Annotated in this window: 20 protein-coding genes and 2 riboswitches; of the genes, 15 read left to right on the top strand and 5 right to left on the bottom strand. The window is 68.3% G+C overall.

Annotated features, from left to right (window positions below):
• Positions 1-73: 73 nt before the first annotated feature.
• From gatC to gatB, 3 genes are read left to right on the top strand one after another with little or no spacing between them, the layout of a single operon-like run.
• A complete protein-coding gene (gene gatC / locus C560_RS0107385; RefSeq protein WP_026537696.1) occupies positions 74-370 on the top strand; it encodes an Asp-tRNA(Asn)/Glu-tRNA(Gln) amidotransferase subunit GatC in 297 nt (98 codons plus the stop codon).
• A 4-nt stretch (positions 371-374) separates the two neighbouring features.
• The gene (gene gatA / locus C560_RS0107380; RefSeq protein WP_026537695.1) at positions 375-1,928 is read left to right on the top strand and encodes an Asp-tRNA(Asn)/Glu-tRNA(Gln) amidotransferase subunit GatA; all 1,554 of its coding nucleotides are present in this window, start codon (positions 375-377) and stop codon (positions 1,926-1,928) included.
• A complete protein-coding gene (gene gatB, locus C560_RS0107375) occupies positions 1,928-3,433 on the top strand; it encodes an Asp-tRNA(Asn)/Glu-tRNA(Gln) amidotransferase subunit GatB (protein ID WP_026537694.1) in 1,506 nt (501 codons plus the stop codon). Before gatA ends, gatB begins: the two co-directional genes overlap by 1 nt.
• A 2-nt stretch (positions 3,434-3,435) precedes the next feature.
• On the opposite strand, the gene C560_RS0107370 is transcribed toward gatB, so the two are convergent.
• Entirely contained in the window at positions 3,436-4,344 is a 909-nt protein-coding gene (locus C560_RS0107370) for a LysR family transcriptional regulator (protein WP_026537693.1), read from the bottom strand.
• Positions 4,345-4,511: 167 nt separating this feature from the next.
• Between C560_RS0107370 and tdh the strand changes: the two genes are divergently transcribed.
• The 5 genes from tdh (at position 4,512) to C560_RS0107345 (ending at position 12,377) form a co-directional block, all read left to right on the top strand.
• A complete protein-coding gene (tdh, locus tag C560_RS0107365) occupies positions 4,512-5,558 on the top strand; it encodes an L-threonine 3-dehydrogenase (RefSeq protein WP_026537692.1) in 1,047 nt (348 codons plus the stop codon).
• A gap of 83 nt (positions 5,559-5,641) precedes the next feature.
• The gene (locus C560_RS0107360) at positions 5,642-6,853 is read left to right on the top strand and encodes a glycine C-acetyltransferase (protein ID WP_026537691.1); all 1,212 of its coding nucleotides are present in this window, start codon (positions 5,642-5,644) and stop codon (positions 6,851-6,853) included.
• A gap of 715 nt (positions 6,854-7,568) precedes the next feature.
• Positions 7,569-9,932 (top strand): SulP family inorganic anion transporter, encoded by a 2,364-nt coding sequence (locus tag C560_RS0107355; protein WP_051533047.1) that lies wholly within the window; start codon positions 7,569-7,571, stop codon positions 9,930-9,932.
• Positions 9,933-9,957: 25 nt separating this feature from the next.
• A complete protein-coding gene (locus tag C560_RS0107350; RefSeq protein WP_026537689.1) occupies positions 9,958-11,133 on the top strand; it encodes an NAD(P)/FAD-dependent oxidoreductase in 1,176 nt (391 codons plus the stop codon).
• Positions 11,134-11,144: 11 nt separating this feature from the next.
• Positions 11,145-12,377: an amidohydrolase family protein gene (locus tag C560_RS0107345; RefSeq protein WP_026537688.1), complete on the top strand. Its 1,233-nt coding sequence runs from the start codon at positions 11,145-11,147 to the stop codon at positions 12,375-12,377.
• Positions 12,378-12,402: 25 nt separating this feature from the next.
• Here C560_RS0107345 and C560_RS0107340 read toward each other — a convergent pair whose 3' ends face one another.
• Positions 12,403-13,083 carry a histidine phosphatase family protein gene (locus C560_RS0107340; protein ID WP_026537687.1) on the bottom strand — a complete coding sequence of 227 codons (681 nt, stop codon included), beginning with the start codon at positions 13,081-13,083 and terminating at the stop codon, positions 12,403-12,405.
• A gap of 110 nt (positions 13,084-13,193) precedes the next feature.
• Between C560_RS0107340 and C560_RS0107335 the strand changes: the two genes are divergently transcribed.
• The gene (locus C560_RS0107335) at positions 13,194-13,961 is read left to right on the top strand and encodes a CPBP family intramembrane glutamic endopeptidase (RefSeq protein ID WP_026537686.1); all 768 of its coding nucleotides are present in this window, start codon (positions 13,194-13,196) and stop codon (positions 13,959-13,961) included.
• Positions 13,962-14,145: 184 nt separating this feature from the next.
• Here the strand turns inward: C560_RS0107335 and C560_RS0107330 are convergent, their stop codons facing one another.
• Positions 14,146-14,784, bottom strand: a complete 639-nt coding sequence (locus tag C560_RS0107330; RefSeq protein WP_026537685.1) for a VOC family protein — start codon at positions 14,782-14,784, stop codon at positions 14,146-14,148.
• 182 nt (positions 14,785-14,966) lie between these two features.
• A riboswitch (SAM riboswitch) is annotated at positions 14,967-15,082 on the top strand.
• A gap of 61 nt (positions 15,083-15,143) precedes the next feature.
• Here C560_RS0107330 and C560_RS0107325 point away from each other — a divergent pair.
• The 3 genes from C560_RS0107325 to C560_RS0107310 all read left to right on the top strand — a co-directional run bounded on the left by C560_RS0107325 (position 15,144) and on the right by C560_RS0107310 (position 19,379).
• Positions 15,144-16,460, top strand: coding sequence for a bifunctional o-acetylhomoserine/o-acetylserine sulfhydrylase (locus C560_RS0107325; protein WP_026537684.1), 1,317 nt, complete (start codon positions 15,144-15,146; stop codon positions 16,458-16,460).
• A 103-nt stretch (positions 16,461-16,563) separates the two neighbouring features.
• Positions 16,564-16,679, top strand: a riboswitch (SAM riboswitch).
• A gap of 11 nt (positions 16,680-16,690) precedes the next feature.
• On the top strand, positions 16,691-17,830 hold the full coding sequence (gene metX, locus C560_RS0107315; protein ID WP_026537683.1) for a homoserine O-acetyltransferase MetX: 1,140 nt from the start codon (positions 16,691-16,693) through the stop codon (positions 17,828-17,830).
• A 166-nt stretch (positions 17,831-17,996) separates the two neighbouring features.
• Positions 17,997-19,379 carry an MFS transporter gene (locus tag C560_RS0107310; RefSeq protein WP_026537682.1) on the top strand — a complete coding sequence of 461 codons (1,383 nt, stop codon included), beginning with the start codon at positions 17,997-17,999 and terminating at the stop codon, positions 19,377-19,379.
• A gap of 141 nt (positions 19,380-19,520) precedes the next feature.
• On the opposite strand, the gene C560_RS0107305 is transcribed toward C560_RS0107310, so the two are convergent.
• On the bottom strand, positions 19,521-20,420 hold the full coding sequence (locus tag C560_RS0107305) for a LysR family transcriptional regulator (protein WP_018774578.1): 900 nt from the start codon (positions 20,418-20,420) through the stop codon (positions 19,521-19,523).
• Positions 20,421-20,624: 204 nt separating this feature from the next.
• Here C560_RS0107305 and mmsB point away from each other — a divergent pair, with 204 nt between their 5' ends.
• From mmsB to C560_RS0107290, 3 genes are all read left to right on the top strand, one after another.
• Positions 20,625-21,527 carry a 3-hydroxyisobutyrate dehydrogenase gene (gene mmsB, locus C560_RS0107300; protein WP_018774577.1) on the top strand — a complete coding sequence of 301 codons (903 nt, stop codon included), beginning with the start codon at positions 20,625-20,627 and terminating at the stop codon, positions 21,525-21,527.
• 38 nt (positions 21,528-21,565) lie between these two features.
• A complete protein-coding gene (locus C560_RS0107295; protein ID WP_026537681.1) occupies positions 21,566-23,050 on the top strand; it encodes a CoA-acylating methylmalonate-semialdehyde dehydrogenase in 1,485 nt (494 codons plus the stop codon).
• Positions 23,051-23,188: 138 nt separating this feature from the next.
• Positions 23,189-23,749: an isochorismatase family protein gene (locus C560_RS0107290; protein WP_026537680.1), complete on the top strand. Its 561-nt coding sequence runs from the start codon at positions 23,189-23,191 to the stop codon at positions 23,747-23,749.
• Positions 23,750-23,767: 18 nt separating this feature from the next.
• Here the strand turns inward: C560_RS0107290 and C560_RS0107285 are convergent, their stop codons facing one another.
• On the bottom strand, positions 23,768-24,373 hold the full coding sequence (locus C560_RS0107285; protein ID WP_231494296.1) for a hypothetical protein: 606 nt from the start codon (positions 24,371-24,373) through the stop codon (positions 23,768-23,770).
• Positions 24,374-24,467: the final 94 nt, after the last annotated feature.

Here is a 24,467-nt window from a genome sequence, read left to right as displayed (position 1 = left end):
CGCCGGACGGTAACAGCAGTTCAACCCACGTAGACTGGGACGGAAAATTATCCATACCTTGCAGGGGAGATCCATGGCTGCGATCAACCGCGACGACGTCGCGCATCTCGCGCAACTCGCGCACATCGAGATGAGTGCTGAAGAGCTGGACAGGATGGCCGGCGAACTCGCCGTCATCGTGGATTCAGTGAAGTCCGTCAGTGAAGCCGCCGGTGATGACGTCCCGGCCACGTCCCACCCGATTCCGCTGACCAATGTGTTCCGCGAGGACGTGGTGGGCCACACGTTTACGGCCGAGCAGTCCCTCTCCGGTGCCCCCGACGCGTACGAAGGCCGTTTCAAGGTCCCGGCAATCCTGGATGAGGACTAAGACCATGACTGAAAACAACGAACTGATCCGCCTCTCCGCCGCCGCGCTCGCCGAGAAGCTGGCCGCCCGCGAGATCACCGCCGTCGAGGTCACCCAGGCCTACCTGGACCGCATCGCCGCCGTCGACGGAAAGGTCCACGCCTTCCTCCACGTCAACGCCGACGAGGCGCTTGCTGTCGCCGCCGAAGTGGATGCGATCCGCGCCGCCGGCGGTGCCGAAGCCGGGGAGCTCCACGTCCTCGCGGGCGTCCCGATCGCCGTCAAGGACCTCATCGTCACAATCGGGCAGCCCACCACGGCCGGCTCGAAGATCCTAGAAAACTGGCACAGCCCCTACGACGCCACCGTCGTCGAGCGCCTGCGCGCCGCCAAGATGCCGATCCTGGGCAAGACGAACCTCGACGAGTTCGCGATGGGCTCCTCCACCGAACACTCCGCGTACGGGCCCACGCACAACCCGTGGGACCTGGACCGCATCCCCGGCGGTTCCGGCGGCGGCTCCGCTGCCGCCGTCGCGGCCTTCGAAGCCCCGCTGGCCCTCGGCACGGACACCGGCGGTTCTATCCGCCAGCCCGGCGCCGTCACCGGCACGGTCGGCGTCAAGCCCACCTACGGCGGCGTTTCCCGCTACGGCGCCATCGCCATGGCCTCCTCGCTGGACCAGATCGGCCCGGTCTCGCGCACCGTCCTCGACTCGGCCCTGCTGCACCAGGTGATCGGCGGGCACGACCCCCGCGACTCCACCTCGCTGCCGGACCCGCTCGAGGACCTCGTGGCCGCGGCCCGGACCGGCAACGTCAAGGGCATGAAGATCGGCATCATCAAGGAGCTCCACGGCGAGGGCTACCAGGCCGGCGTCGAGAACCGCTTCAATGAATCCCTCGAACTGCTCAAGGGCGCGGGCGCCGAGATCGTCGAGGTCTCCTGCCCCAACTTCAAGTACGCCCTGGGTGCCTACTACCTGATCATGCCGTCGGAGGCGTCCTCCAACCTGGCCAAGTTCGACGGCGTCCGGTACGGCCTGCGGGTCCTGCCCAAGGACGGTCCCATGACCATCGAGCGGGTCATGGGCGCCACGCGCGCCGCCGGCTTCGGCGACGAGGTCAAGCGCCGCATCATCCTGGGCACTTACGCCCTGAGCGCCGGCTACTACGACGCCTACTACGGCTCGGCCCAGAAGGTGCGCACCCTGATCCAGCGCGACTTCGACGCCGCGTTTGAAAAGGCCGACGTGCTGATTTCCCCGACGGCGCCGACCACGGCGTTCAAGCTCGGCGAGAAGCTCAACGACCCGCTGGCGATGTACCTCAACGACGTCGCCACCATCCCGGCGAACATGGCAGGCGTCCCGGGCCTGTCCCTGCCGGGCGGCCTGGCCGACGAGGACGGACTGCCCGTGGGCATCCAGCTTCTGGCACCGGCCCGCCAGGACGCCCGCCTGTACCGCGTCGGCGCGGTCCTGGAATCCCTGCTCGAGGCGCAGTGGGGCGGCCCGCTGCTGGACAAGGCCCCCTCGCTCACTGATTCTGCCGTTTCAAGCCACGGAGGCTCACACTAATGACTGACGCAACCCTCAGCTTCGAAGAGGCGATGGACAAGTACGATCCCGTCCTGGGTTTCGAGGTCCACGTGGAGCTCAACACCAAGACCAAGATGTTCTCCTCCGCGCCGAACGTCTTCGGCGACGAGCCGAACACCAACGTCAACGAGGTGGACCTCGGCATGCCCGGCGTGCTGCCGGTGGTGAACAAGACCGCGATCGAGTCCTCGATCAAGATCGGCCTGGCGCTGAACTGCAAGATCGCCGAGACGTGCCGCTTCGCCCGGAAGAACTACTTCTACCCGGACACCCCGAAGAACTTCCAGACCTCCCAGTACGACGAGCCCATCGCGTACGACGGCTACCTGGACATCGAACTCTCCGACGGAACTGTGTTCCGCGTCGAAATTGAACGCGCGCACATGGAGGAAGACGCCGGCAAGCTGACCCACATGGGCGGCGCCACCGGCCGCATCCAGGGCGCGGACTACTCCCTGGTGGACTACAACCGCTCCGGCGTGCCGCTGGTCGAGATCGTCACCAAGCCGATCGAAGGCGCCGGCAACCGCGCCCCCGAACTCGCCAAGGCCTACGTGGCCGCCGTCCGCGAAATCGTCAAGAACCTCGGGGTCTCGGACGCGAAGATGGAACGCGGCAACGTCCGCTGCGACGCCAACGTCTCGCTGCGCCCGCACGGCCGCGAACGCTTCGGCATCCGCTCGGAGACCAAGAACGTCAACTCGCTGCGCGCCGTCGAACACGCTGTCCGCTACGAGATCCAGCGGCACGCCGCCGTGCTGGACTCCGGCGAGCCGGTCATCCAGGAAACCCGCCACTGGCACGAGGACACACGGACCACGACGTCGGGCCGGGCCAAGTCCGACGCCGACGACTACCGCTACTTCCCGGAACCTGACCTGGTCCCGATCACCGCGTCCCGCGAATGGGTCGAGGAACTCCGGGCCACCCTGCCCGAGCCGCCGGCCGCGCGCCGCAAACGGCTGCAGGCCGACTGGGGCTACTCGGACCTGGAGTTCCGCGACGTCGTCAACGCCGGCGTCATGGACGAGATCGAGGAAACCATCGCCGCCGGCGCCACCGCCACCGTGGCGCGCAAATGGTGGATGGGCGAGATCGTCGGACGCGCCAAGAACGCCGACGTCGATCCCGGCCAGCTCGGCGTCGCACCGGCCACCATCGTGGAACTGAACAAGATGGTGGAGGACGGCAAGATCAACAACAAGATGGCCTCCGAGGTCCTGGACGGCGTGCTCGCCGGCGAGGGCACCCCGGCGGAAATCGTCGAGAAGCGCGGCCTCGCCGTGGTCTCCGACGACGCCCCCCTCCTGGAAGCCATCGACGCGGCCCTCGCCGCGCAGCCCGACGTCGCGGACAAGATCCGTGCCGGCAAGCTCCAGGCGATCGGCGCGATCGTCGGCGGCGTCATGAAGGCCACCCGCGGCCAGGCTGACGCCGGCCGCGTCAAGGAGCTGATCCTGGAACGCCTCGGCGTCGAGGGCTAGCCCTAGCCGCCCACCAAATCGGTCATGATGGTCTGCAAAGCTTCGCAGACCATCATGACCGATGTGCGTTTAAGGTTCTCCGGCCTGGCCAGGAGGTCGATCCGGCGCCGGGTGCTGATGCCCTCAAGCGGCCGGAGCACAATGTCCGGGTTCAACACGGGCCGCGCGGTGTGCCGGGGCAGCAGGCCGATCACGCCGCCGGCCGCCACGAGCGCCGCCACGGTCGAGTAGTCGTTGATGCGGTGCACGATGTTCAGCTCACGGCTGGAGACCGCCGCGACGGCGGAGAGCACGTCGGCGGGGGAGTAGCCAGCGCGGCTCGTCACCCACGGTTCGCCCACGACGTCGTCGGCCGTCACCGCGCGCTGGCCGGCCAGCCGGTGTCCCGCCGGCAGCGCCACGTCCAGGGGCTCGTGCGCGAGCGGGATCACCGCGACGCGTTCCTCGGGCCAGCGCGGGCTGTGGTCCATCCGGTGCGCCAGGACCAGGTCATAGCGCGCCGTCAGCGCCGGGAAATCCTGCTGGGCGACGTCCTCGTCGGAGAGCAGGATCCGCGGCTGGCCCGGGCCGTCCAGGAACCGGGCCAGCGGCGCGAACAGGGCCTGCCCGGCACTGTGGAAACCGCTGAGCGTCACCGGCGCGACCGGCGAGCCGTGGTAGGCGCCGATCGCCATCTTCGCATCCGCCATCGCGCTGACCACCGCGGCGCCGGCGTCCGCAAGGACCTGGCCGGCCTCCGTGAGCACCAGATTCCGGCCCTCCTTGCGGGTCAGCGGCACCTCCACGGTCTTTTGCAGCGCGGCCAGTTGCTGGGACACGGCCGACGGCGTCACCAGGAGGGTTTCGGCGACGGCCTTGACGCTGCCCAGGGCTCCGAGTTCGCGCAACATCTCCAGCTGGTGGATTTCCATGCCAGCCATTCTATGCAACAGCAATTGCTAATTCGTCGATTGAGAAAAATTCGGTTGTGCTAATGCTTTCTGGTGGGTCTAATGGGGTGAGTTGTCCCACACGCCCGCGCCGCACGGCGGAACAGAACGCGCGGAGCAGAACACCAAAAGCACAGTTAGGAAGGCCCATGAAGGCTCTCTACAAGGCCGGCGCCCACGCAGGGTTCGAGCTCGTCGACCGTCCCGAGCCGGAGACCGGCCCCGGCGACGTCAAGATCCGCGTCATGACCACCGGCATCTGCGGTACCGACCTGCACATCCAGTCCTGGGACGCCTGGGCGCAGGGCATCATCAACGCTCCGCTGATCGCCGGCCACGAGTTCTACGGCGAGGTCGTGGAGACCGGCGAGGACGTCCTGGACGTCAAAGTGGGGGACCGGGTCTCCGGCGAGGGCCACATTGTCTGCGGAATCTGCCGCAACTGCCGCGCCGGCCGCCGGCAGATGTGCATCAATACCGTCAGCGTCGGCGTCCAGCGCGACGGCGCCTTCGCCGAGTACGTGGTGATCCCCGAGACCAACGTCTGGGTCCACCAGGACCCCTCCGTCACCCCGGAGCTCGGCGCCATCTTCGACCCGTTCGGCAACGCCGTCCACACGGCCCTGAGTTTCCCGCTGGTCGGTGAGGACGTCCTGATCACCGGCGCCGGACCCATCGGCCTGATGGCGATCGCCGTCGCCCGGCACGCGGGCGCCCGCAAGATCGCGATCACCGACGTCTCCGCGCCCCGGCTGGAACTGGCCCGCCGGCTCGGCGTCGACCTCGCGATCGACGTGTCGAAGATGCGGGTCAAGGACGCCCAGCGCGAACTCGGCATGCGCGAAGGCTTCGACATCGGCATGGAAATGTCGGGACACCCCACCGCGCTGCCTGAGATGATCGACAACATGAACCACGGCGGCCGGATCGCGATGCTGGGACTGCCCAGCCAGTCCATCGACATCAACTGGGGCAAGGTGGTCACTCACATGCTGACCATGAAGGGCATCTACGGCCGCGAAATGTTCGAGACCTGGTACGCGATGAGCGCCATGCTCTCCTCCAACCCGGTCCTGCACGCGAACATCTCGGCCGTGGTCACGGACACGCTGCCGGCCACCGACTGGGAAAAGGGTTTCGAGGTGGCCCGCGCCGGCGTCGGCGGCAAGGTGGTCCTCGACTGGACCGTTTTCTAGGCCCCTTTCCTGACCGCCCGCTTCCGGGCCCCAGCTAGACACAGCATTCTGCCCCCGCATCCAACCAGCCGAGGAGCCAACCCATGTATTCAGCCATCAAGGACCAGCTGCAGCACGAACTCGATGAGATCCGCAGCGCCGGTCTGTTCAAGACCGAGCGGCACATCGACTCGCCGCAGGCCAACCGCATCAAGGCCGGGCAGATCGGCGAGTCCGGCGCCGACGTGCTGAACTTCTGCGCCAACAACTACCTGGGCCTCGCCGACCACCCGGACATTATCGCGGCGGCGAAGACCGCGATGGACGAGCGCGGCTTCGGCATGGCCAGCGTCCGCTTCATCTGCGGCACCCAGGACCTGCACCTGGCACTGGAAAAGCGCGTCTCGGCGTTCCTCGGCACCGAGGACACCATCCTGTTCTCCAGCTGCTTCGACGCCAACGGCGGCGTGTTCGAGTCCCTCTTCGGCCCGGAAGACGCCGTCATCTCGGACGCCCTGAACCACGCGTCCATCATTGACGGCATCCGGCTCTGCAAGGCCCAGCGCTTCCGCTATGCCAACCAGGACATGGCGGATCTCGAATCGAAGCTTATCGAGGCCACCACCCAGGAGAACCCGGCCCGCCGCAAGATCATCGTCACGGACGGCGTCTTCTCGATGGACGGCTTCCTGGCCCCGCTCGAAGCGATCTGCGACCTCGCCGAAAAGTACGACGCCCTGGTCATGGTGGACGATTCCCACGCCGTCGGCTTCATGGGCGCCACCGGTGCGGGCACCCCGGAGCACGCCGGCGTCTCGGACCGTGTGGACATCTACACCGGCACGTTCGGCAAAGCCCTCGGCGGCGCCTCAGGCGGCTACGTCTCCGGCCGCGGCGAGGTCGTGGCGATGCTCCGCCAGAAGGCCCGCCCGTACCTGTTCTCCAACTCGCTGGCCCCGGCGATCGTCGCCGCCACGCTCAAGGCCCTGGACCTCGTGGAAAGCTCCGGCGAACTGCGCGGCAAGCTTTTCGCGAACGCGGAGCTGTTCCGGAGCCGCATGTCCGAGGAAGGCTTCGACCTGCTCCCCGGCGAGCACGCGATTGTCCCGGTGATGTTCGGCGACGCCGTCATGGCGGCCAAGGTGGCCGACGCCATGCTCCACAACGGCGTCTTCGTCACGGCGTTCAGCTACCCGGTGGTGCCCAAGGGCGCCGCCCGGATCCGCGTCCAGCTCTCGGCCGCTCACAGCCCCGACGACGTCGAGGCCTGCGTCCAGGCGTTCGTCCGCAGCCGCGCTGCGGTGGCCGCAGCCTAGGCCGGATCCCTGAGGCCGGGCACCACTCCAGGGGCCGGGCCCCACTCCAGGGGCCCGGCTCGGCCCGTTCACCCTGGCTTTGCCCGGCCCGGCCTTGCGCGTTCATCCTGGCCTTGCCCGGCCTTGCGCGTTCAACCCGGCTTTCTTCACTGGCTTGTCCGCGGGACATGCCCAGCTCCGCCGGCGAGGACTGGACATAATGCCACTATGTCCAACGGCCACGAGCAACGAAGGGCATGTCCCGGGCTGGCCCGCGGCAAAGGGGGACATGTCCAGTCGTGCGGACCAGGGAAGGACGAAACCACCGTGGGCCACTGGGCTCGTCACCCCCGGGACCGGATCAGACTCGCTGTCGTGAAGGAGTGCGTCCCGGCGGCTCGTGCTTCGTAAAGGACGACGCGGATTAGTGTCCCGCCGTGTGCCACCCTGCTCATTTCCCGTAAACAGCCGCCGCGCACGTGAATTCTTTTTGAGGCCTGGCCCCATAAAGGCGCCCGGTTTCCCATGTGACTTGAATTTGTCCGTGATTTCTTCGGGGCCGTGGCGGCCGCCGGAGGCCGCGCCGGAGCCGCTGCCCGGACCGGGCAATATGGCTCTGTTACGGGCATTCTTACGGCTCTGACCTCGTGTTTCTTCTCACGACAGACATCCTTGCGGGCCCGGCGGCGGCGTCAATAGCGTGGATCAGGACCCGCCCCACGAGCCAAGGACTGACATGCCCGCACCTGCCGTCACGGATCCACGCACCCCTGCTGCCACCGGCAGCCGGATTCCCCTCCGAACAGTCCTGACCTCCGGGCTTCGCTGGGATTTACCGGCGTCCCTTGTGGTGTTCCTCGTGGCGGTCCCGCTGTCGCTGGGCATCGCGGCGGCGTCCGGCGCGCCGGTGATGGCCGGCCTGATCGCAGCAGCCATCGGCGGGATCGTGGCGGGCACCCTGGGCGGCTCGCCCCTGCAGGTGAGCGGCCCCGCCGCAGGCCTGACCGTCATTGTCGCCGGCCTGATAGAACAGTTCGGCTGGCCGGCCACCTGCGCCATCACCGCGGCTGCAGGCGTCCTGCAGGCGCTCCTCGGGTTCGCCCGGGTTGGCCGTGTCGCCCTGGCCATCGCACCGGTCGTCGTGCACGCCATGCTGGCCGGAATCGGCATCATCATCGTGCTGCAGCAGACCCATGTGCTGCTCGGCGCCGAGGCCGGGGAATCAGCCTGGCAGAACGTCAAAGCCCTCCCGGCCAGCTTCGCCTCGCTGGACCCCCAGACCGCGGTTCTGGGCGTCGCCGTGATCCTGCTGCTGCTTGGCTGGAAGTACATGCCGGCACCCCTGCGGCGTGTCCCCGCACCGCTGGTGGCGGTAGTCGCCGCCACGGCGCTGTCGCTCCCGTTGGCGTCCGACGTCGACCGAATCACCTTCGACGGGTCCCTGCTGGACGCGCTGTCCTTGCCGCAACTTCCGGCCGGACACTGGAGCGCCGTCGCCGTCGGAATCGTGACCATCGCCTTGGTGGCCAGCGTCGAGTCGCTGCTTTCCGCGGTGGCCGTGGACCGGATGCACCAGGGCGAACGCACCGATTTCAACCGCGAACTCGTTGGCCAAGGCGCCGCAAACCTCACCTCCGGCATGTTGGGCGGCCTTCCCATCACCGGGGTGATCGTGCGCAGCGCCACGAACTTGGAAGCCGGGGCGCGGACCCGCAAGTCCGCTATTCTTCACGGCGTCTGGGTGCTGTTCTTCTCGCTTCTGCTGGCCGGTGTCATTGAACTGGTTCCGGTGGCTGTTTTGGCGGGTCTGCTGATCATCATCGGCGTGCGGCTGGTGAAGGTGGCTGACTTCACCACGGCACGCATAACCGGAGACCTGGCCATTTACGTTGTCACGGTTTTGACCGTCGTGTTCGTGAACCTCCTGGCCGGGGTGGTCACCGGGCTCGCCCTGGCCATGGCAGCTGTGCTGTGGCGCGTGGTCCGGGCCGGGATCCACGCCGAACCGCTCGGCGCGCGGGACGAACAGCGCTGGCGTGTGGTCATTGACGGCTCCTGCAGCTTCCTGGCGCTTCCCCGCCTCAGCCACGTGCTCGCGTCCGTGCCGTCAGGATCGCACGTGACCGTCGAGCTGGAGGTGGACTTCCTTGATCACCCGGTCCAGGACACCCTGGACGCCTGGCGCCGGCGCCACGTCATCAACGGCGGCACCGTGGAGATCGAGGAAAGCGGCACCGCCACCCTTCGCGAGGCCCAAGACCGCCCGCCGGCGCGCGGCAGTTCACGCTCGGCTCTTCGCGGCGGGTTTGCCCCCTGGCGCAGCTGGCAGCGGCATGGGCGGACCGGACACACCGGCCCGACGCCCGAAGTGCCAGGCCCGCTCAGTCCGGTGCTGGCCGGCGTGGACAACTACCACCGCCGCCACGCTCACCTGCTCCGTCCCCACGTGCAGGAACTCTCCGCCGGGCAGGACCCGGACACGCTGTTCCTTACCTGCGCGGATTCCCGGCTGGTGCCGAACCTGATCACCAGCAGCGGCCCCGGAGACCTCTTTACCGTTCGCAACGTGGGCAACGTTGTCGGTAACGCTGCGGGCGGTGACAGCCTCGATCCGTCAGTGGAGGCCGCCCTCGAATTCGCGCTCAAGGAACTCTCCGTCAAGTCCGTGGTCATCTGCGGACACTCCGGCTGCGGAGCGATGTCCGCCCTGATGGCCGAGGCGGCAACGGCGCCGGAGCCCTCTACTGCCATGGCAGGGACCGGGCGCGACCCCGTCGACGTCTGGCTGGACCACGCCCGGCCGAGCATGGCAGCGTTCCGCGCGGGTCACACGGTGCAGGCCGAGGCGGCGAATGCCGGGTATGGGGAGACGGATCAATTGGCCATGGTCAACGTCGCCATCCAGCTGGAGCAACTGCAGCGGCATCACAGCCTGCGGCAGGCATTGCGCTCGGGCGAGCTGCATCTGACGGGCCTGTTCTACGACATCGCCACGGCCCAGGTGTTGCAGGTGACTCCGGCGGGCATCAGCCATCTGGACCCGCTTCCGCGGGCCACCGACGGCGCCGGCCGCCCGGGCGCAGGTCGCGGCACGGCCTGACCCGAGAATCTGCAAGGATGGGACCATGTCAGCTCATTACGATGTCGTAATTGTCGGCGGCGGGATCGCCGGCCTGTCCCTCGCCTCCGCCCTGGCCGGGCAATGCAGCGTGGCCCTGATCGAAGCCGAGCAGACCCTGGCCTACCACACCTCGGCCCGCTCGGCCCGGCAACTGATTCCCAGCTACGGCCCGCCCGTGGTCCAGGAACTGACCGTCCGGACGCTCGACCTCATCGCCGCCCAGGACGCCGACCGTCCGGAACCGGTGCTCACCCCGCGCAGCTTCATGCTGATCGGGGACGATGCCACCGTCCGGGCTCAGGCCAGCGGCCACATGCGCCGGATCACCCACGCCGAGGCACTGGACCTATGCCCGGCCCTGGTCCCGGACTCGTTCAGCGCCGCCGGCCTGGACACCGGATCCTTCGCCTGCAACGCCCCCGTGCTGCTCGAGGACCACCGGCGCCGCGCCGAAGCGGGAGGCGTGGACATCATCACCGGCGCCCGGGTCCATTCGGCCCAGCGCCTCGGCACCGGCTGGGAACTGGGCGCCGGGCAGGAAGGCTTCCAGTCCGCCGTCGTGGTCAACGCCGCCGGCGCCTGGGCCGACGAGCTCGCCGTCCTCAGCGGCGTCGAAAAAGTCCAGCTGCAGCCGTACCGGCGCACCGCGGCGATCGTCGACGTCGAGAATCCGCTCCCGGAGTCCAGCCCCTTTGTGGCCGCTGCCGACGAATCCTTCTATTTCCGCCCCGACGGAACGCACGTCCTCATCTCGCCGTCGGAATCCGTCCCGAGCGGCCCGGAGGACGCACAGCCGTACCCGGGCGACGTCGAACGGCTCATCGCCCGGCTCAACACGATCACGACACTCGGGATCCGGAACGTCCGCACGGCGTGGACGGGGCTGCGGACGGAGGCCGCCGACAGCGTCCCGGTGGTGGGGTTCGACGCCGAAGCCACCGGATTCTTCTGGCTCGCCGGCCAGGGCGGCTACGGATTCCAGACCTCCTCGGCCATCGCGGAACTGGCCGCCGGGCTGATCCTGGCCGGTCAGGGCCCCGCCGGCGCAGCCCCGGCTATGCCGGTGCCCCCGGCTGTGACCCCGACTGTGTCCCCGTCGGTGCCCCCGGCACGGGACGCCAGTCCGGCATCCCGGACAGCGGAGGCGCTGGCCGCGACCCGCTGGTCCATCCGGCGCTGAAGAATGGATCCATGAGTACCCTCATCACCAATATCGCCGAACTGATGACCCAGGACGCGGAACACCGCGTCCTCCGCGACGCGGCGGTGGTGATCGAGGGGGAGCGGATTTCCTGGCTCGGCCCCGCAGCCGACGCCCCGGCCGCGGACGAACGGGTGGACGCCGGGGGCCGGGCGCTCCTGCCGGGCTGGGTCGACTCGCACACGCACCTGATCTTCGCGGGGGACCGCACGGCCGAGTTCGAGGCCCGGATGGCGGGACAAAGCTACAGCGCCGGCGGGATCGCCGTCACCACCGGAGCCACCCGGAGCACGAGCGACTTCGACCTCACCCGGCTGGCGATGGGCCGCGTCGCGGAGGCCGTGTCGCAGGGCACCACCTACCTGGAGACCAAAACCGGCTATGGGCTGGACCTCGAGAACGAGGCCCGCAGCGCCCGCATCGCCTCCACCGTGGCGGACGAGGTGACCTACCTGGGGGCGCACCTCGTGCCCGCCGGGATGGACGCGGAGGAATACACGGAGCTGGTCTGCGGGCCGATGCTCACCGCAGTCCGGCCCTACGTCCGCTGGGCCGACGTCTTCTGCGAACAGGGCGCCTTCAACGAGGACCAGTCCCGCCGGGTGCTCCTGGCCTGCAAGGCCGCCGGGCTGGGGCTGCGCGTCCACGGCAACCAGCTCGGCGAGGGCCCGGGCGTCCGGCTGGCGGTGGAAGTCGGCGCCGCCAGCGTGGACCACGTGAACTACCTTTCGGCCGCGGACGTCGATGCCCTCGCCGCCAGCTGGTCCGGGTGGGACGCCGCCGGCGGCAGCGGCACCCCCGGATCCGGGCAGCGCGGCACGGTTGCCACCTGCCTGCCGGCCTGCGATCTTTCCACCCGGCAGCCGCTGGCCCCCGGCCGGGAACTGCTCGACGCGGGCGTGCAGCTGGCGCTGGCCTCCAACTGCAACCCCGGCACGTCCTACACCAGTTCCATGGCGTTCTGCGTCACCACCGCCGTGCTGCAGATGCGGCTCAGCGTCCACGAGGCGGTGCGCGCCGCGACGTACGGCGGCGCGCTGGCCCTGGGCCGGGAGTCCGGGAACGACGTCGACGGCGAACGCGCGGTGGGCTCGATCGCCGTCGGACACCGGGCGGACCTGCATCTGCTCAACGCGCCTTCCGCCACGCACCTGGCCTACCGGCCCGGCATCCCCTTGACGCACGCGGTGTGGCGGGCAGGCGTAGCGCAGCCCATCCGTTAGCCGGCCGGTCCGCTGACGGGCGGCCCTAGAACATCATGGGCGGCGCGTCCAGGACGGTTTCGTCCACGCGCCTCTTCTCCCACTGTGTGAAGGGCTTGTCGAGCTCGTACTTGCCACGCGCGGTGCGCAGCAGGGTGCGGACCTCGGCGTTCTCCGGGTTGTTCAAGGACTCGAAGTATTCCACCGACCAGTGGAACCAGCGCATGCAGAACAGCCGCATGGTCAAGCCGTGCGTCACGAACAGCGCGTTCGGGGCATAGCCGGGCTTGGACCAGTGCCGGTGCAGGGTTTCCATGAAGGAGGAAATCCTGTCATACACATCGGAACCGGACTCGCCCTCGCGGAAGCGGTAGAAGAAGTGCCCGTAGGCGTTGCGGAGCTCCTTCTGGTCCTCAATGTCGCCGGCGATCTGAAAGTTCGCCCAGTCCTGTTCGCGCAGGCGCGGTTCCTCGATCACCCGCTCCACGAGCGGGCCGAGATTCAGCGCCTCCAGGGTCTGGTAGGCGCGCAGGTACGGGGAGACGTAGACGCACACCGGGCGGCCGTCCAGCTGGCGCCGGACCTCGTCCCCGGCCGCGGTGGCCTGCTCCAGGCCAAGGGGTGTCAACGGGATCCGGTAGTCCGGAACACGGTTGTAGATCGAGGTGTCGGCATTGGCGGCAGACTGGCCGTGCCGGATCATGATGATTTTCCGGGGCGCGCTCATAGTCCCCAAGCATAGGGCTCCCAAAAAGCAAGCGCCGCAGGCGAAACCCCGTTCGGCCGGCCGCACGCGGGCACCAGCAAACTATCGGCAAGTGCAGGCAAGATAGAACCATGTTGGTTCCCTCCCGCCGTCGGCTGCGGTTCGAAGTGTTGATTGTCCTGGGGTTGTCGCTGGGGCAGTCCGCGGTCTACTCCCTGGTGCAGCTGCTGGACAAGATGACCACGGCGCCGCTGGCCCAGGGGACATCCACCCTGAACCGTTCGCAGAGCGCGCGCGAATACTTCGACCTCACGTACCAGTTGCTGGACATCGTCTTCGCCTTGGTCCCGGTGGCCCTCGTGATCTATTTCCTCACCGAGCACTGGCCGGCCGGTCAGCGCGGGACCTCGGCGTTCCGAAGGATCGGCTTCGACTTCGCCCGGCCCGGCAAGGACCTGCTGCAGGGCCTGGGACTCGCCGCGCTGATCGGCATTCCGTCCCTGGGGCTCTACGCGGCGGGCCGGGCGATGGGGATCACGACGGCGATCATCCCCAGCGCCCTGGACGCGTACTGGTGGACCGTGCCGGTGCTGGTCCTGTCCGCGATCCGGCACGCGGTGGTCGAGGAAGTGATTGTGGTGGCGTACCTGCTGGACCGGCTCGGGAAACTGGGCTGGAGCGTGCCGGCAGCCATTGCCGCCAGCGCCCTGCTCCGCGGCAGCTATCACCTGTACCAGGGGTTCGGGCCGTTCATCGGCAACGCGGTGATGGGCGTCGTCTTCGCGCTGGTGTACACGCGGACCAAACGGGTGATGCCGCTCGTGATTGCCCACGCCATCCTGGACACCGTGGCGTTCGTGGGGTTCAGCCTGTTCGGCAAGGCCGTGGGCCTGGGCTGAGCCTCACACAGCAACGCGGGGTCACTTCTGGCCCATCCGGAGCCCCCGGATGGGCCAGAAGTGACCCCGCGTTGCGTTTAGGGGCCGGCACCCTGCCCGGCCTTAAATGATCTCGGCCGCCGTCTCCTAGGTGACATCGTTGGCACCTAAGAGATGGCGGCCGAAGCGTGGGGCAGGTGGAGCGTTAGATCGTGACCGCTCCGGAGGCGGTCTCGAAGGTGACGGAGAGAATGCCGGGAGTACCGTGCGGCGCGATCCAGTTCACGGCAACGTCTTCCAGCGGCTTTTCAACCTGTTCGCCCAGCCACTCCGTGACGCGGGCTGCCGAACCGGCAATGGTCAGTGCGGACATCTTGACATCGCTCGCGTAAGCGTTGGACGGGTGCAGCTCCGGGTCACCCTCCCACTTGAGCATGTAGGGCACCTGGGGGTCGGCGATGAGCCCCAGGATGCCGATCTGCTTCCAGACCAGTTCGCGGCCGTCGGGAAATTTCCGGTTGCCGTTGACGGCGGCGCGGCCGAGCCGCTCCTCGAACGGGGCCAGGTCGTCAACCTCGACGCACCAGCCCATCCAGCCGCCGCCGGCCTCGGAGCGTGCCCGGACGGCCTGGCCGAACGGGGCCTTGTCGGAGGCCGGGTGGTTCAGGACCTCCACGACTTCCAGGTACTTGTGTCCCGCGAGCGGGATAATCATGTTGCGTGTCCCGAAACGGGGGTGCACTCCACCCTTCACGGCTTCAACGCCGAGGGCAGACGCAATACGTTCAGTGGTGGCTGCCAAGCCATCGTGTTCACAGGCGTAAGAGACGTGATCCATGCGCATGCCATCATCTTGGCACTTTGTGATGGACCTCTCAGCTTAGGCTCGCCTTACCGTCGTGGGATGTCCCGGCGCGCCGATCGGGGCGGCCCGGGACGCGCCGATCAGCGCGCCGCCACGGAGGCCGTCTTCATCTTCGTCACAAAGCTATCCAGGGCCGCGCCGCCATTCCTACACTGAAGCCAGGTCATGAGTGCCAGCGCACAGCCCCGGCTTGCTGGCCGGCAACCCTCGTATCGCGGTGGGGTGCCCCGGGTGAAGACCTGGCCGTCCGGCGCCCGCCGGAGGGCAAGCGCGGCGCCTGTCCCGGTCCGGGCCGAAAGCCCCGGCCGGTGCTGTGCCCAGTGACTCGAGGAGCATCAATGTCCAACGCCTGGTCCTTTGAAACCCGCCAGATCCACGCCGGCCAGGAGCCGGACAGCGCCACCGGCGCGCGTTCCCTGCCCATCTACCAGACGACGTCGTTCGTGTTCCCCAGCGCCGAAAGCGCCGCGAACCGCTTCGCGCTCGCCGAACTCGCGCCCATCTACACGAGGATCGGCAACCCCACCCAGGACGCCGTCGAACAGCGCGTGGCCAGCCTGGAAGGCGGCCTCGCGGCCCTGCTGCTCAGCTCCGGCCAGGCCGCCGAGACGTTCGCGATCCTCAATATCGCCGAGGCCGGGGACCACGTGGTGGCCAGCCCCAGCCTCTACGGCGGAACCTACAACCTGCTCGCCCACACGCTGAAGAAGTTCGGCATCTCCGTGACCTTCGTGGCGGACCCGGACAACCTGGACCAGTGGCGGGACGCCGTCCAGCCCAACACCAAGCTGTTCTTCGGCGAAGTGGTCTCCAACCCCCGCCAGGACGTGCTGGACATCGAGGGCGTCTCCCGCGTGGCGCACGAGGCCGGCGTGCCGCTGGTGGTCGACAACACGCTCTCCACCCCCTACCTGATCCGGCCGATCGAGTGGGGCGCGGACATCGTGGTCCATTCCGCCACCAAGTACCTCGGCGGGCACGGCGCCGCAATCGCCGGCGTGATCGTGGACTCCGGCAACTTCGACTTCGGGAAGGACCCGGAGCGGTTCCCCGGCTTCAACACCCCGGACCCCACCTACAACGGCCTGGTCTACGCCCGCGACCTCGGCGCCGACGGCGCACTGGGCGCGAACCTTTCCTACATCCTCAAGGCCCGGGTCCAGCTCCTGCGCGACCTCGGCTCCGCGGTGTCCCCGTTCAACGCCTTCCTCATCGCCCAGGGCATCGAAACGCTGAGCCTGCGCGTCGAGCGCCACGTGGCCAACGCCACCAAGGTGGCGCAATGGCTGGAGGGGCGGGACGACGTCGAATCGGTCGCCTACGCCGGACTGCCCTCCAGCCCCTGGTACGAGCGCGGCCGCAAGTATGGGCCCAAGGGGACCGGCGCCGTCGTGGCGTTCAACATCGCCGGGGGAGCGGAGGCAGGCAAGCGGTTCGTCGATGCCCTCGAACTGCACTCGCACGTCGCGAACATCGGCGATGTCCGGTCCCTGGTGATCCACCCGGCGTCGACCACCCACAGCCAGCTCTCGCCCGAACAGCAGACGATCGCCGGCGTGAACCCCGGGCTGGTGCGGCTGTCGGTGGGACTGGAGCACATCGACGACATCCTCGCGGACCTCGACGCCGGATTCCGCGCGGCCAAGTCCGCCTAGCCACCCCGGCCGGCCTCCCCGCAAGGGGCGGCCGGCCAGGGGGCTGTCACATGGAAGTCACAATCTTCGTGATTTCCGCACCGTGTTTCGTAGACTCGTACCAGGTCATGAGTGCCAGCGACAGCCCCGGCTTGCTGGCCGGCAACCCTCCTTTTGCGGCGGGGTGCCCCGGGTGAAGACCTGGCCTGCCGGTCAGCTGACGGCAGGCAAGCGCGAAGATAGGTCCTCACATGACGATTGCCGTCACCCGCACGGGTGTACCCGAAACCAAACCATCCCGGACCCCGGACGGGACCGTCCAGTCCGTCAGGATCGGTGATCTGCAGCTCGAATCCGGGGTCCTGCTGCCGGATGTGGTCCTCGCCTACGAGACGTGGGGGACCCTGAACGCTGACGCCTCCAACGCTGTCCTCATTGAACACGCCCTGACCGGCGACACGCATGTGACCCGCGGCGAAAGCGGGGAACCCGGCTGGTGGGAACAGCTCGCCGGACCCGGAGCGCCCGTGGACACGGACAAGTATTTCGTCGTCTCGATCAACATCCTGGGCGGCTGCTACGGTTCCACGGGACCCTCCACCCCGGCCCCCGACGGGCGCCCCTGGGGATCGCGCTTCCCGCTCGTGACCCTGCGCGACACCACCGCTGCCGAGGCGCGGCTGGCCGACGCCCTGGGCATCGGTTGCTGGTACGCCGTGGTGGGCGGCTCGCTTGGCGGCGCACGCGCCCTTGAATGGGCCGTCACCTACCCCAGCCGGGTCCGACGCTGCGCCGTGATTTCCGTCGGCCCCAGCAGCACGGCCGAACAGATTGCCTTTGCGCAGGCCCAGACGCTGGCCATCCGCCAGGATCCCCACTTCAACGGCGGGAACTACTACGGCGGCCCCGAGCCCGAGGCTGGGCTCGCCCTCGCCCGCCGCATCGCGCACATCACCTACCGTTCCGCGGCCGAACTGGACGGCCGGTTTGGCCGGAACGCCCAGGAGTCCGAGACGCCCCTGGAAGCCGGATCGCTGGCCGGACGCGGGCGCTACCAGGTGGAAAGCTACCTGGACCACCAGGGCAGCAAGCTGGTCCGGCGCTTCGATGCCAACAGCTACATCGCCATTACCGAAGCCCTCATGAGCCACGATGTCTGCCGCGGGCGCGGCAGCCTCTCGGAGGCCCTGGCCCCGGCCACCGCAGAGTTCCTCGTGGCGGCGGTGGACTCGGACCGCCTGTACTTCCCGGCCCAGTCCCGCCAGCTGGCCGAGGCCCTGCCGGGCGGAGCGGAACTGCACATTATCGAAGCGCCGATCGGCCACGACGGCTTCCTGACCGAAATAGGCCAGCTCAGCGGGCAGCTCCGGGAGACCTTCTTCGGCCGCTAGGCCCGCCTGCTTGTGCATTTTTGCAGATGCGCTCTGCACTAATGGCCGTTGAGGCTCAGCGCGGGAGCGTCCATACTCATGGGGAATGACGCCATGTGCCCTACATCACGGGCGTCCTCAGTCCAATGGTCCGCAGGGTGTCGAAGGCGACACCGAAGGAGTTCTCATGAGCACGGAAAACGCCGCGACAACGCGCGCAGACGAGCCGGACGTCCAAACGTCCGGACTGAAGAAGGTAGTAACGGCCTCTATGGCCGGCACGGTGGTTGAGTGGTATGAATTCTTCCTCTACGCCTCCGCCGCCACGCTGGTCTTCGGCAAAACGTTCTTCCCCAACTCGGGCACGGAACTCGACGGCATTATCGCCGCGTTCCTGACCTACGCCGTCGGATTCGTGGCCCGCCCGATCGGCGGCATCGTCTTCGGCCACTTCGGCGACAAGTTCGGCCGCAAGCAGCTGCTCCAGGTCAGCATCCTCCTGGTGGGCGTCTCCACCTTCCTGATGGGCTGTCTGCCCACCTTCGCGCAGATCGGCTACTGGGCCCCGGCGCTGCTGGTCTTCCTGCGCTTTGCCCAGGGCTTCGCCGTCGGCGGCGAATGGGGCGGCGCCGTCCTGCTCGTCGCCGAGCACAGCCCCAGCAAGTCCCGCGGGTTCTGGTCCAGCTGGCCGCAGTCGGCCGTTCCGCTCGGCAACCTGCTCGCCACCGCCGTGCTGTTCACGCTGTCCTCCTTGCTGTCCTCCGCCGACTTCCTCAGCTGGGGCTGGCGCGTCGCCTTCTGGCTCTCCGCCGTGATCGTGTTGGTCGGCTACTACATCCGCACCAAGGTCCAGGACGCCCCTATCTTCCTGGAGGCCCAAAAGGAAGTCGAAGTCGAGAACAAGGGCTACGGCGTGGCCGAAGTCTTCCGCCGCTACCCGCGGGGCGTCTTCACCGCGATGGGCCTGCGCTTCGCCGAGAACATCCTCTACTACCTCGTGGTCACCTTCTCGATCACGTACCTGAAGGTCGTCGTCCAGACGGACACCTCCCGGATCCTGCTGCTGCTGCTCGTGGCCCACTTCATCCACTTCGCCGTGATCCCGATGGTCGGCAGGCTCTCGGACAACGTCGGCCGCAAGCCCGTCTACATGGCCGGCGCCATCCTCGGCGGCACGTGGGGCTTCTTCGCCTTCCCGATGATGGACACCAAGAACGACTTCATCATCCTCGCTGCGATCACCATCGGCCTGCTGTTCCACTCCCTGATGTACGCCGGCCAGCCGGCGCTCATGGCCGAAATGTTCCCGACCCGGATGCGCTACTCCGGTGTCTCGCTCGGCTACCAGGTCACCTCGATTGTGGCCGGTTCGCTGGCGCCGATCATCGCCGTCGCGCTCCTGGGCCAGTACAAGTCCTCCGTCCCGGTCGCCATCTACCTCCTCGGCGCCTGTGTGGTCACTTTGGTTGCGGTCTTCTTCCTTAAGGAAACCCGCGGCATCTCGCTCCGGGACGTCGACGCCGCCGACGCCCAGGGCACCGCTGACCTCCTCGCCGCCAGCAAGCGGTAATCCTCACCGGCCCCATCAGACCCGTTGGGGCAGACTGCCCGGATCCGCGCACGGCGCGGACCCGGGCAGTCTGCGTTAACGCGGCAGGCCAACACGGCAGGCTGTCGCCGCGTGCCCACGTCTGGCTGCGCTGGCGCGGCCTCAGGCGGACAGCACATCCTGCCGCTCCCGGATTTCGCCGCGAATCGCCTCCAGCACGGCACGGACCGGGGCCGAACGCAGCGCCTCGGGCCGGGCCACAGCCCAGATGGGCAGCTGGCGCTGGAAGTCGTCCGGCAGGACGGGCAGGAACCCCGGCCGGCCCGCCACGAGGAAATTGGGGAGCAGGCCTATCCCGGCGCCCCGCCGGACGGCCTCCAGCTGGGCGAAGACGCTTGTGGCCTGGAAGCTGGACCGCGGCACCGGCAGCTGCGTGGAACGGTGGCCCAGCTCGGCCACCTGGAGCGCCGATTCCACATAGGAGACAAAGCCGTGCTGCCGGACGTCGTCGAGCGTTGCCGGAAGGCCGTGCTCCTGCGCATAGCCGGGACTGGCGTACAGCCTGAGGAAATAGTTGCTAAGGAAGATGGCGCGGGCGGTGGTGACCTCCATGTTGCCCACCACCACTTCCAGGTCCACGCCGGAGCGGTTTTGGCTTACCTTGCGGGTGGCGCTGAGCAGCTCGACGTTGAGCAGCGGATTCGCGCGCTGGAGCCGCACGAGGGCCGGGGCCAGGAATTCGGCGCCGAAGCCGTCCGGGGTGCTGATCCGGACCAGGCCGGAGACCACATCGCCGGAGCGGGCAATGCTGCTGGAGAGGGCACCGAGAGTGCCCTCGATGGCTTCCGCCGCAGCGACCGCCTGGCTGCCGAGTTCGGTCAGCTCCCAGCCGTGCGGGCTGCGTTCGAGCGTCCGGCCGCCGAGCTGCTTGTCCAGGGCCAGGACGCGGCGGGAAATGGTGGTGTGGGTGGTGCCGAGCGTCTCCGCCACGGCGTTGAACCGGCCCAGCCGTGCCACGGTCAGCAGGATCAGCAGGTCATCGGGGCTCGGAAGCCGGCGCAAGTCCACTCATGTCCCCTTTGCAGCGAGTGTGGCGGATGAGGAAGCCAGAGCCATGATTGTGCATCTGTGCACATGGCATCTGTGATTTTTTACCTTGATTGCACTCTAACAGGGTGTGATGGTGGACACCGGGGCGCCGCGGTTTCGGCTTTCAGGCCGGAGCGTCAAGGCGCCGGCAGCACATCAAGCAAAGGAGCTTAAGCCATGGCAGTCATCGCCTGGATCGGACTTGGAAACATGGGCGGATCCATGTCCGTCAACCTCTCAAACGCCGGACACGAGGTCCGCGGTTTCGACCTCAACAGCGCAGCCCTCGCCGCCGCCGAGGCCGGAGGAGTCAAGGCCGCCGGCAGCATCGCCGAGGCCGTCGCCGGCGCCGACGTCGTCTTCACCATGCTCCCCAAGGGCGAGCACGCCCGCGCCGTGTACCTCGGGGAGGACGGCGTCCTTGCCCACGCGGACACCCGGACCCTCCTGGTGGATTCCTCCACCATCGACATCGCCTCCGCGCAGGCCCTGCACGACGCCGCCGCTGCCGCCGGCTTCCGCTTCGTCGACGCTCCCGTCTCCGGCGGCATGAGCGGCGCGAAGGCCGCCACCTTGACGTTCATGATCGGCGGCGAGCCCGGCGCCGTCGCCGACGCCACCGAATACATCCGCCCCATGGCCGCGAACATCATCCCCACCGGCGGCGCCACCACCGGCCAGGCCGCGAAGATCTGCAACAACCTCATGCTCTTCATCAACCTCGCCTCCACCGCCGAGGGCGCGGTCCTCGCCGACCGCCTCGGCCTGGACAAACAGGTCTTCTGGGACATCGCGTCGGTCTCCTCCGGCGACAGCTGGGCGCTGCGCACCTGGTACCCCGTGGCCGGCGTTGTGCCCACTGCGGCGTCCAACAACGACTTCGCCCCGACGTTCACCACCGAACTCGCCAACAAGGACATCGGCCTGGCCATCAGCGCCGCGCGGGACACCGGCACCCCGCTGGAACTCGGCGAGCACGTCCAGCAGCTCTTCCAGCGCCTCATCGACTCCGGCCAGTCCGGCCAGGACTGCTCGATGATCGTCAAGCTCGTCGACGGCACCCTCGAGTCCGCCAACTAGCCCTTCACGGCCCTCCCCTTCACGAAAGAGACCCACCCATGGAACGCATTCCGCACTTCATCAACGGCGCCCTGGTTTCCGACGCCGAGCGCTTCGGCCCCGTGTTCAACCCGGCCACCGGCGAGCAGGAGAAAAAGGTCGCCCTGGCCTCCGCCGCCCGCGTCGAGGAGGCCGTCGAGGCCGCCCGCGCCGCCCTGCCCGGCTGGCGCGCCACAAGCCTGGCCAGGCGCACCGCCATCTTCTTCAAGGTCCGTGAACTGCTCATGCAGCGCCGGCCCGAACTCGCGGCCCTGCTGACCAGTGAGCACGGCAAGGTCCTCTCGGACGCGGAAGGTGAAATCACCCGAGGCCTGGAGAACATCGAATTCGCCACCGGGCTCTCCCACATGCTCAAAGGCGAGCGCTCCGAGCAGGTCTCCGGCGGCGTCGATGTCCACTCGGTCCGCCAGCCGGTCGGCGTCGTCGCCTGCATCACGCCGTTCAACTTCCCCGCCATGGTGCCGCTGTGGATGATCGGCAGCGCCCTGGCCTGCGGAAACACCGTGCTGCTCAAGCCGAGCGAGAAGGACCCGTCCTCGGCTGTCTTCATCGCCCAGGTCTTCGCCGAGGCCGGCCTGCCGGCCGGCGTGCTCAACGTGGTCCACGGCGACAAGGAAGCCGTGGACGTCCTGCTGGAACACCCGGCGGTGAAGGCCGTCAGCTTTGTCGGTTCGACGCCGATCGCCCAGTCGATCTACAAGCGCGCCGCCGATCACGGCAAGCGCGTCCAGGCCCTGGGAGGTGCGAAGAACCACATGGTGGTCCTGCCGGACGCGGACCTCAACATGGCCGCGGACGCCGCCGTCTCGGCCGCCTACGGCTCCGCCGGGGAGCGCTGCATGGCGGTCAGCGTCCTCGTCGCCGTCGGCAGCATCGCCGACGACCTCGTGGAGGCGATCAGCACCCGCATGGCTGCCCTCACGATCGGCCCGGGCACGGACCCGGCCTCCCAGATGGGCCCGCTCATCACGGCCGAGCACCGCGATAAGGTGGCCTCCTACGTTGCTGGCGCGGCCAACGAAGGCGCCACCGTGGTGGTGGACGGCCGCGAGCACAAATTCGACTCCAACGGCTTCTTCATCGGGGTCAGCCTGATCGACCACGTCAAGCCCGGGATGAAGGTCTACGACGACGAGATCTTCGGCCCCGTCCTCTCGGTGGTCCGCGTCGAGACCTACGCCGACGCCGTGAAGCTGGTCAACGACAACGAGTTCGGCAACGGCGTGGCCATCTTCACCCGCGACGGCGGCGCCGCCCGCCAGTTCGAGTTCGACGTCGAGGCCGGCATGGTGGGCGTCAACGTGCCCATCCCGGTGCCGGTGGGCACCTTCTCCTTCGGCGGCTGGAAGAATTCGCTCTTCGGCGACACCCACATGTACGGGCCCGAAAGCATCCGCTTCTACACCCGCGGCAAGGTGGTCACCACCCGCTGGCCGGACCCGTCCACCTCGGTGATCGACCTCGGCTTCCCCCAGGTCGACTGACGCGCCACCCCTTCCAAGCAACGCGGGGTCACTTCGCGCCCATCCGACACCGGATCATGGGCCGTAAGTGACCCCGCGTTGCTTTAGGGGCGGGGAATAGAGTAGGCAGGCAGGGACAGCCACGATCCGGGAGGCACCATGACCACGCTCGTCAACCGCCCCAACACGGCACTGCTCGTCGTCGATATGCAGGTCGGCGTCGTCGCGGAGGCCTACCGCCGCGACGACGTCGTCGCAACTATCGCCGCCCTCGTGGACAAGGCGCGCGGCGCCGGGGTGGACGTCGTCTGGGTCCAGCACAGCGGTGAGGACCTGCCGCGCGGCAGCGACGGCTGGCAGTATGTGCCGGAGCTCGCCCGCCGCAGTTCGGAGCCGCTCGTGGCCAAGGAGTACAGCGACGCCTTCGAGGGCACCGACCTGGAGTCCGTGCTGGCCGGGCGGGGAATCGGCCGCGTCTTCCTGGCCGGAGCGCAGACCGACGAGTGCATCCGCTCGACCCTGCACGGCGCGATCACCCGCGGCTACGATGTCACGCTGGTCGCGGACGCCCACACCACCGAGGACCTGACCGATTATGGCGCTCCGCCGCCGGCACTGGTGGTGGCCCACACCAATCTGTACTGGCAGTACCACAAGGCGCCGGGGCGGACGGCGGGAACGGTCAACGCGGCCGACGTCAGCTTCGCCGGTACTGCATGATCCTAGCCCTTCGGGACCCTAGCCCTTCATGATTTCGGCGCGCTGGGCCATGTAGTCCTCCATGGACAGCTTGCCGTCGGTGTACTGCTGGTCGAGTTCGGCCAGTTTGCGGGCCCTGTAGCCCTGTCCGGCCGACGGCGGCGGGGGAGTCTGCGGCGCCTGCGGCTGTCCCGCGCCCGGCGCCGGTTCATGCCGTTGCGGTTGCGGCGGGTTGTTCAGGTACTCGGGGCTGTCCTCGTACGGGACGGGGGACTGGTAACCGGCCGGGTTCGGGTACTGCTGGCCGGGATACGGCTGGTTCGGGAACGGCTGGTCGGGGAACCGGGGACTGGGGTGCTGCGGGTACCCCGCGTTGGGATACTGCGGGTTGGGGTACTGCGGGTTGGGGTACGGCTCGTTGGCCGGGCCCGACTGCTTCGGGGCGCCCAGCTGGCCAAAGCCGCCGAAGTAGTCCTGCTGGGTGTAGCCGTCCCGCGGCTGGTTGCCCTGGCCGGGGTTGTTCTGGTTGCCGGGGAACCGGCCGAACTGTCCCGGCGTGCCCTGGTTCCGGCCGCGGGCAGACCTGCGGTAGAGGCGCATCGCCACGGGAACCAGGAACGACAACACGATGATCCAGAAGAACATACTGCTCACGGTACTGGGCCTTTCAGCTGCTGGGCCTTCTCATCTGCGGGCTCATCGGTAGGGCCGGAGAAGTGTTCCTCCAGCTTATGCCCCG

The sequence above is a fragment of the Arthrobacter sp. 9MFCol3.1 genome (genome assembly GCF_000620385.1).
Lineage (GTDB): Bacteria > Actinomycetota > Actinomycetes > Actinomycetales > Micrococcaceae > Arthrobacter.
This window is presented reverse-complemented; position numbering and strand designations above follow the sequence as displayed.